Source organism: Kiritimatiellia bacterium (assembly GCA_028715905.1).
GTDB lineage: Bacteria > Verrucomicrobiota > Kiritimatiellia > JAAZAB01 > JAAZAB01 > JAQUQV01.
The window spans coordinates 1-13,342 of record JAQUQV010000061.1 but is presented as its reverse complement, the minus strand read 5'-3'; the positions used below and the strand labels follow the sequence as shown (position 1 = coordinate 13,342).

Annotated in this window: 6 protein-coding genes; 2 read left to right on the top strand and 4 right to left on the bottom strand. The window is 54.6% G+C overall.

Annotated elements, in window-relative coordinates; translation table 11 throughout:
- Positions 1–139 precede the first annotated feature (139 nt).
- Both PHP98_10180 and PHP98_10175 read right to left on the bottom strand, forming a co-directional pair.
- Positions 140–1,120, bottom strand: a complete 981-nt coding sequence (locus PHP98_10180) for a DUF6268 family outer membrane beta-barrel protein (GenBank protein MDD5483993.1) — start codon at positions 1,118–1,120, stop codon at positions 140–142.
- A complete protein-coding gene (locus PHP98_10175) occupies positions 1,108–5,412 on the bottom strand; it encodes an amylo-alpha-1,6-glucosidase (protein MDD5483992.1) in 4,305 nt (1,434 codons plus the stop codon). The genes PHP98_10180 and PHP98_10175 overlap by 13 nt, the downstream gene beginning before the upstream one ends.
- A gap of 390 nt (positions 5,413–5,802) precedes the next feature.
- Between PHP98_10175 and PHP98_10170 the strand changes: the two genes are divergently transcribed.
- Positions 5,803–6,912: a uroporphyrinogen decarboxylase family protein gene (locus PHP98_10170; protein MDD5483991.1), complete on the top strand. Its 1,110-nt coding sequence runs from the start codon at positions 5,803–5,805 to the stop codon at positions 6,910–6,912.
- 198 nt (positions 6,913–7,110) lie between these two features.
- Here PHP98_10170 and PHP98_10165 read toward each other — a convergent pair whose 3' ends face one another.
- Complete coding sequence (locus PHP98_10165) at positions 7,111–7,968, bottom strand: helix-turn-helix domain-containing protein (GenBank protein MDD5483990.1); 858 nt, start codon at positions 7,966–7,968, stop codon at positions 7,111–7,113.
- A 134-nt stretch (positions 7,969–8,102) separates the two neighbouring features.
- On the opposite strand from PHP98_10165, the gene PHP98_10160 reads away from it, so the two are divergent.
- Positions 8,103–9,449: an FAD-dependent oxidoreductase gene (locus PHP98_10160; GenBank protein ID MDD5483989.1), complete on the top strand. Its 1,347-nt coding sequence runs from the start codon at positions 8,103–8,105 to the stop codon at positions 9,447–9,449.
- A 147-nt stretch (positions 9,450–9,596) separates the two neighbouring features.
- Here the strand turns inward: PHP98_10160 and PHP98_10155 are convergent, their stop codons facing one another.
- The gene (locus PHP98_10155; GenBank protein MDD5483988.1) at positions 9,597–12,656 is read right to left on the bottom strand and encodes a hypothetical protein; all 3,060 of its coding nucleotides are present in this window, start codon (positions 12,654–12,656) and stop codon (positions 9,597–9,599) included.
- Positions 12,657–13,342: the final 686 nt, after the last annotated feature.

Below are 13,342 nucleotides of genomic sequence, written 5' to 3'. Positions count from 1 at the left end.
AAATTAAAGAAAATGACGCTTATTCCATTATTACGCGGTCAGCTTCTGCCAGCATGATCATAATCAGAAAATATTTGCAATAAAATCCTGCGCTTCTTGCGCAGAATTTTATTGATAACTGTTTAATTGACAAAACAGGTTAAAAAGCCGCGCCGGCCGAAAAACTGAAACAGGGAAAAAAATTTGAGTCCAGCGTTTCCAATGTGGCGCCATCGCTTCCACAGAATTTATAACGTCGGTAGACGGGCGTGGCAACCGATATTTTAACAAACGCGATCCTTCCGAATCGGCGGGTAAGGGCGGTGAGAATGGGAATGGAACGGTCAATGAAAAGGCCGTCGGGCAATTGCGAGCGGCCGTTCATGCGGTAGATGCGGTTTTCAAAATTACCTCCGACATCAAACAGCCAGCGTTTGTTCCCCATGCAGTCATATGAAAAAGTCAGGCCCTGGGCGGTGCGCAGTGTCAGACGGTCGTTGATTTGCCAGTCAATCCCGGGGATGGGCAAAAAGAGCGCCTTGTCTTCCAGGTGTGTGCGCGCGATAACTCCAAGCTGCCAGGCGAACGATTTGTTCACCTGCCGGCGCACGGCCATGAGCCCGCCATAGGTCATGCCGTCGTTCCAGGCGGCGCGGTTTTCCGTTGAGAAAGTAATGTCTCCGACCGCAAAGAGAGACCACCGTTCATCCAGGCGGCGTCTGGCTATCAGGCCGAAGCGGGTAACGGCCAGGTGCATGGAGCCGATTTCGGAGATGGAAGACGGATTCAGATCAAGGTTGTATTGGCTGAATTCGCGCTCAAACGATCCGCTTAGGGCAGTATTTGTGCCGAATGGAACATCAAGCCCCAGGAGTAATGATTCTCTTGTTGCTTTTGCATATCCGCCCCCGTCTTTCAAGGTGTTTTCCAGGTCGGTCCCGGCGCCGATGGTCAGGGCGCCGTGAACGCGTGGTTTGACCGGCCGGGCGAGCGTTTCAATTGCTTTCAATTCCAGGGTTTGGCCGGCATCCTGGTCAATGATAATGCCGTTGGTGTTCTGGGCGGGCGAAATTACCGGAAGGGAAAAGGAAATCAAGGCGGCGCATAACAGATGCGGGCCGGTCTGTCTCAATCCCGGCATAGCGCCTTCCAGACGCGATAAAGCTCGCTCACACTCCAGGCCTGCGCGTCGCAACCGCGCAAAGTGTGCGGATAATCGCCGTCGCAGATTTCGGGAATATGGCCGAGACAGCCGCGGTTGAGCAGGCGCAGACTGCTGTTGAGATAAGCAAGCGCCGTTGTCCGCCCCTCCGGGCTGTAATGCGCCGCCCAGGCCTCGCAGAACGAAGGGAACATCCATGTCCAGGCCGTGCCGTTGTGGTAAGCGGGCTTGCGGCGGGTGTCCTCGTCGCCTTCGTATCTGCCCCAGTAGGGATTTTTCGGGTCATTGAGCTTTTGGCCGTTCAATTCAACCGGCAGGGGATGCTTGACCGGCCGGCAGGCCAGCGAACGGATTGCGCCGGGAACAAGCAGGCGGGAGCAGGACGATAAAGTTTCAGCGTAAATGTTTTCCGGCCCGGCCGCCGCCGGTCCGGAATGAACCAAACCCAGGGTGAGAGCGAGGAGCTGATTGGGCCGCAGGGCGTCGTCGGCTTTCGCTTTGTCCGCCGGTGTCCCCCGCGCGGCGTGCAGACAATCGGAGAAAAACCCGTCCTCTTTGCGCCAGTAAAATTTAAGGACCGATTCGCGGACTAAGCCGGCCAGGTCGTTCCATTGGCGCTCGCCCGTAATTTCCGCCAGGAATTCAAGGGCGGCAAACCATAAGGCCTGGATTTCAATGGGGTAGCCCTCGCGCGGCGTGCCGGCGGGAAAGCTGGTGTCCATCCATGTGAAATGGGAAGGGCTGAACACCAGGCCGCTTTCCGAATCAACAACAATGCCGTTGGGGGTGCCTTTGCGGTAAGACAGAGCGATGGAGCGCAAAACCTCAAGCAGCGGCCTCCGGCCATGCGAAGCGCCCGGCCGGCTGCATTTTTCATTGAGCCAATCATGCCGGCCCAGGGTCTTTTTTAAATCGGCGCAGGCGATAAAAAGCCAGAGGGGGGCGTCGGAGCAGTCGCGGTTGCCCGCGTTATCGCCGATGATCATATTGGGCAGGGTGCCGTCCTGCTCAAAAGAGGCGAACTGACGGATGATGCCGAGCGCCTCATCGGTCAGGCCGGCGGCGATCATACCGCGGCAAAAGATGAGCGTATCGCGCCCCCAGTCCAGGAACCACGGGTAGCCGGCAATCACGGTTTTCTGTTCTCCGCGACGGACGACGAACTGTTTCAGCGCCTGCTCCAGGGCGTTTAAGACGTTTTCTTCCTCCGGAAAATGTTCGTTATGCGCGCGGCGCGGCGGAAGAGCCTCAACTTCCCCGGGCTCCTGCGGCGTAACAATCCGGGCGGAGAGAGCGATTTCATCCCCGCCTTTCAGTTCGCCCTGGAAATATCCCGGGCTGAACAAATCGGAGGCCGCATCCAGTCCGCGTTCGGCTTCAACGGGATGATGAACCATGTATTGCCACTCCGGCTCGGAACGAAATTCGCTTTTGGATGCATTCACTTTTAACCGGCGTTCCGGGGCGGGCGCAAAGATAAATCCGTCGGCCTGCGGTTGCACGGCCTGCCGGAATGAATTTTCTGGACCGAGGAAAGCCTTGGTATTCTCGTGAAAGCTCCGGTCCTCTATATCCGGCCGGATGATGATGCGCACGGGCTCGGAATCTCCCAGGCAATGGCCATGGGCGGCGGCCGGCGCTCTGCGGAAGGAAAGCCGGACAGCGTTCAATCCGGCCGGCATGGAAGCGTTGGCCTCAAGAAAAACCATTTTGCCGTAGCCGAACGGGACCCGGAACTGCCAGCGGGCGTGCTCCGCGCCGGCGGCAAACTGTTCCAGGCGGTCAATGGTAATATCCTGCGAATAGCCGTGATAGACCAGCCAAACCCGGCAGCGGGTCAGCATCACGCGCCGGTCCTCGGGATGGTCGGCGCTGAGATTGCCGGCCAAGAGAGCGTCGTATTTGCTGTAGATTTCCCCCCAGCGCACGGCGGCGCGCAGCATGCCGCCACGGCCGTTGGCGCCCAGGAAAATCAAATTATGAGGAGACAACTCATCGCGCCGGAATACCCGCCTCACCCGCATTTTGCCCGGCTCGGGCAGGTAGAGAATATGGCCCCGGGCGTGCCGGGTTCCTTCCGGGGCATAGACGGAAAAATCAAGCGTGCGGGAAAGAAAATTTTCGGGCGGCGGCCGCGGCATGAAGAGCGCAAAATATTTTCCGTCCGCCTGCCGGAGTGCTTCCTGCTGATTCAGGACGTTCAGCCTTTCCCGGAGCTGAACGCGGAAAGGAACCGGAGCGCTGACAAGGATAAAATAATCGGGCGGAATCATGACTTCGCGCCGGATATCGTCCGGCCAGTTCCATTCCACGATTTTTTCTTCGCCCTGGCGGCGGTGCAGTCTGCGGCAGAAGGCGCGCGGGTCTTCCGCCAGCTCCGCCGCCATTTTATCGGGGTCAAGCGCTGTGATGTCGTTGATACCGTTCAGCGCGGAAAACGCTGCCAACGCTCTGGCGCGAAGCTGTTGGAGCCTGATTTGCCGGCAGGCGGACGGCGGCTGTTTCCCGGCCTCAAGGACGAGGCACATATCGCCGGCGTCCGGCGTCAGGCAGAGCGCTTCGCCCGGGGAGAGCTCCAGCGTATTTTCCTTTGCGGCGGCGGAAAACTCCCTTCCGCTTAAAAGGTCGGTCAGGCGCGCCGCGCGCAGTTGCGCATCGTCCTCCGACCAGACCGCCGGCTGGGGGGATTTATCGTCCAGATTGACGAGCGCCAGCAGTTTTTTGCCGGTCGGCGGATGATGGCGCAGGAGCGCGATGGCGCTGCCGCCGCCGCGTTGAATAAGTTTAAGGCGGGCGCCATTGAAAAACGCGGGGTGGGAGCTTAAAATACAGTTCAGGCGGGCGATAAAATCAACCTGGTTGACGGGGCTGTTCCAGTTCAAAGAGGTTTTTTTATGCACGTCAATTTTTTCGGCGGCGAACCATTCAACCCCGCTGGCAAAAGCAAAAGCGCCGTTGCTGGAGCAAAGCGCCGAAAGCGCGGTGCGCATTTTTGCGTACACATGGGAGCGGGCGGCGAGGCGGTTGTTATCGTGCGTTTCCGCGAAGTGCATCAGGAGGCCGTCGCCGGCCGAGACGCGGGCGGCGAAGGAAAGATAATTGGCAATCTGGGCGCGGTCGTAATTCTGGAAGAGCTCCGAATAAGCCCAGTTCAGGCTGGAGATGTTCAACAGCGATCTGGTTGTTTCCATCGGGCCGCCCAGCCCTTCCAGCAGAAAAACCGTGTCCGGAAACTCGCGGCGGACCGAGGAAACGATAAACTCCCAGGCCGAAACGGGGATCATGTAGCCGGCATCGCAGCGGAAACCGTCCACGCCCCGCCGACACCAGGTCAGGAAGACCTCGGCCAGGTAGTTCCACAACGCGGGCCGTTTATAATCAAGCTCGGCCAGATCGGCCCAGATTGCGCCCCAGGCGCCGGGCGAACGGATGGAGCCATCCGGCCCGCGCACCAGCCATTCGGGATGAAGCGTGTGGATTTTGGCGGCCCAGCCGGTGTGATTGATGGCGATATCCAGAAACAGTTTTGCGCCGCGGGCATGGACGGCGTCAACAAGCTCGGCAAATTGTTCCATGGGCGTGGCCTTGCGGTCAAATTCGGCGTAAGCGGGGTCAACGTCCATAAAATCCAGCGCGGCGTAGGGACTGCCGAATTCGCCCATCCGGCCGTAGACCGTGGGCGTCGGATGGATGGGCAGGAGCATGACGATCCGGCATTTCAGATCTCCCGCGATGAAATCCAGCCGGCGGACAAGGTCGCGGAATGTGCCGGAAGGCGGAATGACCGCAAACCCGATATCTTCCAGCAGAAGGCATTTTTTATACTGGGCGTAATCTTTACAGGAGCGATCCGGCCGCCGCTCCGGACCGAAAAGGCGCACAAAGGCATTGTAAAGAGTGTTGTTGCAGCAATATTCGGCGGGGTGCACGTTAATGGCAACATTATCCCCCGGAGGCCAGACCGGGACGCCGGCGCCTTCCGGCAGAAAAAAAGACTTGGCTTCAAAATGGCCGACTTCGGTCAGAGGCAGGGTGAGATAATAGGTCTCGTCTTCACCGGATAGCATGGGGATATCAAACCAGTCCTCGGCGAGTCTTTTCTGGCGCAGGGTGGTTTCGGCGATCACGGCCAGGCGGGCCGTGTCCACGTGCCCGATGTTCGTTCTCAGCCAGGCGCGGCCCTTGCTTCCCGGCGGGACGCGCAGAGTGAAGGCAATGGCATCTCCGCAGAACGCCAGGATATGCTCGCCGGGATGGGGGGTTTGTTCCATATTAAACACAGACAGACGCCAGAATCCAGAATAAGAAAGCTTGCATAGCAATGATGTCTATCCAGAATGCTGCCTGCCAAATTCTGTCTTCTTCCGCATTGTTGCCGCGGCAGGGCTGAAAATCAAGCCTGATTTTAAAACACGGAAGCGCGAATATTCCTTCCAGTTGAAATTTTCAAGGCGGCCGTAGATCCGCGCCCCAAGGATGCTTTCGTTCCGGAAGCAAAAAGGCGCGGAGCGCATAACGGCTGATAATTGATGTTGTTATCCGGCCGTGAATAAATATTATGTCCGGGAAACGGTGTGTTTCACCGCAGAATCGGCAGATATTCTGCCGGAATATCCGGAGGAAGGAAAGGATGTTTTGATATGACACGGCGGGAAAGACTCATGAATGCTCTGCGCGGGGAGCCGGTGGACCGGCCCGCCGTGAATTTTTATGAAATAAACGGGACGGAAGACGTTTCCGGCGGCGATCCTTTCAACATTTATTCGCACCCGTCCTGGAAACCTCTCATTGAACTGGCCCGCGACAAGACCGACCGGACCGTAATGCGGAGCGTTCCTTTCAGGGACAAACAACCCGATCCGACGGCGGAATTGACCGCAACCGCCACCGAGCATGATTCCCGCGGCAACCGCTTCACCACCTTTACCCTGCGGGCCGGAACGCGGCTCCTGACCCGCCGCACAAAACGCGATCCGGATATAAATACGGTCTGGACGCTTGAACATCTCCTCAAAAACGAGGAGGATGCGCGCGCTTATCTGGAACTGCCGGAGCCGCAATTTTCGGGCACGCCGGATATTCAGAAAATTTTGGAGCTGGAGCGCGAGCTGGGTGAAACCGGCATTGTCATGATTGACACCCCGGACCCGCTTTGCATGGCCGCCGAGCTTTTCAGCATGGAACAGTTCACCGTTATCGCCATGACCGCGCCGGAACTGTTTCATCGTTTGCTGGAAAGGTTTGCCCGCTTGGTACAGCCGCGGACCGAAGTGGTTGCCAAGGCTTTGCCCGGAAGGCTGTGGCGCATAGTCGGTCCGGAATATGCCGCGCCGCCCTATCTGCCGCCGCATCTTTTTTATGAATACGTTGTGAAATATGACCGGCCGATGGTGGAAGCGATCCAGAAACACGGCGGGTTTGCGCGCCTTCACGCGCACGGCCGGATTAAGGATATTCTGGATCATATCGCCGCCACCGGCTGTATGGGGCTTGACCCGATAGAGCCGCCCCCGCAGGGCGACGTGGAGCTTAAGTATGTCCGCGAAAAATACGGCGATCAATTCGTGCTCTTCGGCAACCTTGAGGCCAATGACCTGGAAAATCTGGAAACGGCTGATTTTATGCTGAAAATTGAGCGCGCCGTCCGCGAGGGCGCTTCCGGAAAAGGCCGCGGTTTTGTGCTGATGCCTTCCGCCTGCCCCTACGGCCGCGTCCTGTCGCGGAAAACCCTGGCCAATTATGAAAAAATGGCGGCGATGATCGCGCAGTGAGTTCAAATTAGGTCCGCCAAAAGCGGCAACTGTATTTGATAGACGCAGGAGCCGCATCCCCATGCGGCGATTCCAAACACCAGATGCATCACCGAACAGGGGTTCGTCTCCTACCCCCGATTTTGCGCAACTGTTATTTTTCGCATGTAGGGGGCGTGCTTGTCGCGCCCCTTCAGAGGGCTTCGACGAGCGAAGCCCCTACAAAAAACAGGGAACAGCGCCTGAATTCTTTGTAAAAAATTCGCGCGGCGACTGGCCGGTCATGCGCCGGAAGACGGTGCTGAAATAATTGCCGTCCCCGAATCCGCAGGCGTAAGCCACCTCGGTTACGTTCCGCCGGCCGGACCTGAACATGAATTTTGCCCGATTGATCCGCCGTTCCATCACCAATGTTTTGAAATCCTTGCCGGTAACCTGGCGTATGATCCGGCCGAGATAATAGGGATGGACTTTCAACTGCCGCGCCAAATCCTTCAGGCGCGTCCTGTCATGATAATGGTTCTGGATAAACAGCATCGTAACATCGCGATAGAACTGCAAAGGTTTCTGTTTTGACAGCCGGTGCCCGGCGCGCACCCATTCTTCAATGGTCAGCAGGATGACGTCGCGCAGTAAACGCGCATATTGCCGCAGTTTTTTCTTTAACACATCCGAGACAACCGGCAAATCCGGGCCGTGATAGACACGGCCTCCCGCGGGTTTCAGTCCCGCGGCGCTTCGCAAACAGCCGAGAAATAAAACGCCCAATAGCTCACTTTTGAAAAACACAGGCTGAATCCATTCCCAGATACCCAGCGGACAGACGGACTCAAATGGTTTTCCGTTCTCCGCCCGTTGATATGATTGCTTTTTGTCGGCCATACATTGCGCCAGGTGTCCGTTGAGTTTGGCAAATTCACAGTAAGGGCTGTGATGAATATATTGGTCCGGATGCAAGCGGAGCATTGGAATTTCGTTCGTTATCCCGCGCAAATCCGCAAAACTGACCACGGCGCCGGTTTGGTTTTCAATCCAGGCCATCAGGTCCGAAATATTGATTTTCTCATGTGTCTCCATAAAGACCAAATCTTTGTTTTTTTAAGATAATAATTGAAATTATTCAAGGTTTTGTAAAGCCAAATCTGTTATTTTCTCCCGTTAAAGAGAACAAATCATCTTGCCTGGACCGGTTCAGGAGAAAGGAAAAAAACATGTCCTCAAAAGAAAACATTGTTTTCAAGAAAAACCTGCCGGTGCGTTATTTCCCCGATATCCTCGTGGCGGGCGGCGGGCCGGCCGGCGTGGCCGCCGCGCTGACCGCGGCCCGGCAGGGTTGTTCCGTGCGCCTGGTTGAAGCGCACAGCTGCCTGGGCGGCATGGGCACGGCCGGCATGGTGCCGGCCTTTATGCAGTTTACCGACGGCGTTAATTTTCTGGCCGGCGGCATCGGGCGGGAAATCCTGGACGCGTTGCAAAAGGCCAACGGGACAATCCGAGCCGGCATTCTGCCGCTCGCATCTTCCAGCGGAACGGAAATCAAGGCGGAAGTCCTGAAACGGGTCTACGACGCCCTGTTGACGGAATCCGGAACGGCATTTACTTTTCATTCCAGGCTCGTTGACGTGATCGCGGAAAACGGGTGTGTGCGCGAAGCGGTTTGCGCCGGAAAGTCGGGCCTTTTCGCCGTCCGGGCAAAGGTGTTCATTGACGGCACGGGCGACGGCGACCTGGCCGCATTCGCCGGCGCCCCTTACGAAAAAGGCGATGCGGAAGGCAACATGATGCCCGGCACGCTCTGTTCTTTATGGGCGGGCATAGACTGGGAAAAAGTTGAAAAAGGCGGACTGGGCGCGGGCAACCGCCGGATTGAGGAGGCTTTCAAAGACAAAATTTTCACGCTGGAAGACCGCCATCTGCCCGGCATGTGCCGGGTCGGCGGCACGCTCGGCGGCGGCAATATCGGCCACACTTTCAATCTGGACGGGACTGACGAAGAATCGCTGACTGCGGCCTACCTGTGGGGGAGAAAATCTTTGCGGGAATACGAACGTTATTACAAGGAATATTTACAGGGATTTGAAAATATGGAGCTTGTCGCCACCGGTTCCTTGCTTGGAGTGCGCGAGACCCGGCGCATTGCCGGGGACTATATCCTGAACGTCAACGATTTCAAATCGCGCGCCGTATTTAAGGATGAAATCGGCCGTTACTCTTACCCGGTTGACATTCATATCGCCAGGCCGGACAAGGAAAGTTACGAGAAATTCACAAAAGAGATTGCTTCCCTGCGCCTGGGGCCGGGCGAGAGCTACGGCATTCCTTATCGGATCCTTACACCGAAGAAACTGGCCAACGTGCTGGTGGCCGGCCGGTGCGTCAGCGCCGACCGGGCCGTGCAGGCCTCCATCCGGGTCATGCCCGGTTGTTACATCACCGGCCAGGCGGCCGGCATGGCCGCCGCGCTGATGGTTCAGCGTCAAACGGACTGCCGCGGCGTGGACGTCAGCGAACTGCAGTCCCGGCTGAAGGTTATGGGGGCGTTCCTGCCGAATGCGTGAAGATTGTGCCGGCACAACGCCGACCGCGAGCGGGTAACGGATATCCGGAGTAAGCCGGATACTTCATATGTGAATTTATTGCATGCGCAAGGTATCAGAATATTACGGCCGGATCAAACAAAATCTATGCCGCCCGAATTTTCTTGCTTATTCCATTTCCTCCGCTTGCCAGCAGATTGAAAAAGCCGCTGACTTTTGCGCTTTTATTGTTACAGGACTGAAAAACGGCTCAAAAGACGCTGCTTTTTGATCAGGCGTATCCCAAACCGCGAAACCGGCAAACAATGATGCCGGATCAGTTTTCATGGTAATTGAAAACTTCCCGTTGCTTGAAACAAAAACAGCTTCAGTCTCCGTTATTGCGGCCGGAGCATCCGGAATGTGAAAAAGTTTTTTCATCTTCATTGCGGCTTCTTCCTTTCCGGGCACGGCAAAAAGCATGTTTTTTTCGTATTTCCTGCTGAAAAACACCTTTTCAGACTGCTTTTTCATGATTACAGATCCGCAGTCGGGCAAATTATGGTAGCGGAAACCCGCAATCAAGTCCTCCATTCCAGTTTCAGCGGAAGCATTGTTAACAAGTTCCGTTTTGATTTTTAAAGATGAACAATCGTTGCCGACTTCAACCCGCTGACGGATAAGGAGACCGCTCAAAGTTTGGCATTCTTGTATCCTGATCTGATGTTCGGCAAAGACAATTATTCCCGAGCCGCCGGGCTCAATTTTTTTGACCTGATAGCTGGACAACGGAAAAAAGACAGGCTCCCAGAAAGCGGGAACACCGAGCCCCAGTTCGCCATCAGAGGCCACCCATTCCCGTTTGTTTATTTTCCATTCTTTCACCGCCATGCCGTTAAGACCGAGGAGAAGCTCATTGCCGCCGGAGGCGAATTTCAACTGCTGCTCTCCGCCAGGACCGGCAACGGGCGTGCAGGAAAGTTTGCCATTTGCGAGCGCCTTCAATTCCAGTTTATGATTTTCCGCAACATTCTTCTTGTCATTCTTTTTTTCCATTTCGGCGGCTTTGGTTATATCGGGAAGACATTCGTTCATCGCCGCAACTACGTCCGATTGCATAATTCTTCTGCCGTAATCCGTATTTTCTTTGTGCGGTTCAATCACGAAAAACACCCAGCGCAACGCTCCCGCATGAAGGAGTATCCCTTTTTCCAATTCGGCGGCGCTGAGAAAATCATTTCTTTCTCCGGCAAAATAGCATTTTTTGTCCGGTGCCGTCACGATATACCCGGTGTCTCCGCCAAGTCCTTTGACCGCAAGTTTAAAAAATACATTGCCCTTTTCCCAGAAATTGCCGACGGCAATCATACATTTTCCGCCAAGCGCGTATCCGACGGATTGCAGCGTCGGCATATCCGGCAAATCAGGCAAGAATCGCCGCTCCCCTGCAAATATCGGTTCCGGGTAGGGGGTCGCGGGACTAAGGCCGATCCCGTCAAGGCGGTTGCCCTTGAACACATACTCCTCATATTCGCCGATTAAGCCGGAAGTTTTGGCATATGCGGCCCAATAACGATTATCATAACCCTTGGGGAAATGATAAAGTGCGGAGGACTTGTAACGATTAAGGAAAAAACTTAAAATATCCATGCTGATCGCTTCGGGCTGTGTTACCCATTGCTCGCCGTAAGGCTGGTATCCCGTAGGAAAAGCGATAAGTTCTGGCTTTCGGACAGTGTCCGGAAAATTTTTATCGGCGAACTCCCTGACTTTTCGGGCTATAGCAAAAGTCTTCAAGTTCGCGCCCCTGGTATAAAAATAAGGCTTGCAGGAATGCCAGGATGGATACGGCCCCCACGGATCGATATATTTCAAGTCGGCGGCATAATCCAACGGATCATATTCAGCGCCGAACTCATCCCGGCCCTTCTTTGAATCAGCCATAGTCACCCATGATATTTCAGGCACAAAGCCGATTTTTCCCGAGGTAAACAAATCCACCGCCTTGTTAAGCGTCTTTACCACTTCGGCATGCTGAAAACTCCTGAATTTTTTCCATAATTTATTATATTTTTTGCCGCCCAGCATTTCCCGGGGCCACGCGGCTTTCACCTCATCCTCTGGAATTTTGCTGTATTTAATGAATTCGGCGCGGCAGTTTTCGCAGAAACACCCCTTGCCGGCAAAGTGGTAAGGCTCCCAGTTTACAACTAGCCCGTCAAAGCCTTTAAGTTTTTCCTCCAGATAAGGCAATACCGATTTTTTGAAATATTCGCTCTCTTGGTAAACGGCAACGGGACAGGTGCCATACTTAAGATGGTTTGAAGCATGCTTCACAATCGTCTGGAATCTGGCGTATTCGGGCTTGTCTTCTATTTTAAGAGGAACAGGATTTATGTAATAACCGTCTCTTACAGGGAACACAGATAATACGGTTTTTATTCCGTCGTGTCTGTAAACCTCCGCCTGCATCGGGTCAAGATAGCCGGCAACAATTCCCGTCCCGGCATTCCTGACAAACCGTCCGAGCAGTTCTTTATTTTCCGCGCCCGGATAAGCCATGTGATTCCAGACATAAAAACCATTCATGAAAATGGAAGGCTTTTTGCCCGTCATTTTTATTGACGGAATGACTTTCAAATGAAAGCTCTTTTTTTCGCTTACCGGAGTGTCCCCGTCCATTACCTGGTAAGATCCATCTCCTAAAACCGTGAACGCATCAGCGTTTGCAAAGAGGAGCATGGAATAATCCCGGCTTTCGTCATAACCGTCAGTCTGGAGGGGCCGCAGTCGCACACTGCTCATATCTATTTTATGAATTTTGTAGGCCTTGCCGCCAATGGTTTTCCCGTCGGAAGAAATGAGTTTCAAATTTTTTCCGACGCCTCTTATCTGGACGGCTTCGGGGAGTTCCACGCACAACACCGGAGATGAAAGCTTGAACTGTTCCTTGGGAATATTGCGCTTCCAGGAAAACATCATTATCGCCGGATCGTTCTGAGAAAGGCAAAAAACATTGTCCAGAAATGCCATGGGCATAATTGTTGCTTCAACCGGCATAAGGCTGGTATTTTTAGCAACGCCGCTTCCGGGGGTCTGCCCAAAACGCCGGTCGGAAATTTCCTGAAAGTCAAAGGTAACTCCGCCCTTATCAAACACTTCCTTTTTGCGCGCATCGTTTTTATCGCACGACGCAAATAACCACACTGAACTGATCATCACTATTACCCTTGCAGCTTTCTTGATCATGAAATATCCCTCTCTCTAGTTTTTTTATGTTTGGCCGCGCGCTTTGGTCTAGGACCCGCCGCCTGTTTACCCCCCCCCCTCGTGGATGCGCTCAAAGGCGCCCATGTCCACCCAGCCGTAGCGGATGCGCGCGCGCCCGTCAAAGTCAACCGAGTTGGTCATCCACATAATGCCTCTCCGCCATACATTGCGCCGCCAGCAATAATCCGCAGATAACCGCCGTTTTTTGAAGAGTGAACATATTTGAACCCTCCTCCTCTATCATTCATAGTTATATATCCTTATTATTTTAATAATGCATCAAAAAACAAGTCCGGTCAAGAAGAAAAAATAAAAAATCGTAAGGTCTCAGTTGTGCGGGTGGATATTTATTTGTTGCCCCTCCCCGCACATGCGGGCGGAAAACGCCACACCCTTCTCCGTCGAAATGACTTCGCAGGGCAGGCTGTGGCGCGCTACAGTTATTTGCACCCGCATAAACTTATACGCCAGACAAGAAATATCTGGACAGACCGCAGGCTTGCGTTTATGCTTCTTCTATTCACGCGGAAGTGATTCAGCGGCAGAATCTCATGGCGCTGTAGCGCCGTGAACATGCGGCATGAAACACTGGTTTTGCGAAATCTGTCCGGCATTTTGCGGGAGTAATTCAGTGGCAGAATGTCAGCTTCCCAAGCTGAACGTCG

Coding starts and splice junctions, on each gene's coding strand:
- PHP98_10180 (MDD5483993.1), bottom strand. CDS start 1,120: ATGCCGGGATTGAGACAGACCGGCCCGCATCTGTTATGCGCCGCCTTG.
- PHP98_10175 (MDD5483992.1), bottom strand. CDS start 5,412: ATGGAACAAACCCCCCATCCCGGCGAGCATATCCTGGCGTTCTGCGGA.
- PHP98_10170 (MDD5483991.1), top strand. CDS start 5,803: ATGAATGCTCTGCGCGGGGAGCCGGTGGACCGGCCCGCCGTGAATTTT.
- PHP98_10165 (MDD5483990.1), bottom strand. CDS start 7,968: ATGGAGACACATGAGAAAATCAATATTTCGGACCTGATGGCCTGGATT.
- PHP98_10160 (MDD5483989.1), top strand. CDS start 8,103: ATGTCCTCAAAAGAAAACATTGTTTTCAAGAAAAACCTGCCGGTGCGT.
- PHP98_10155 (MDD5483988.1), bottom strand. CDS start 12,656: ATGATCAAGAAAGCTGCAAGGGTAATAGTGATGATCAGTTCAGTGTGG.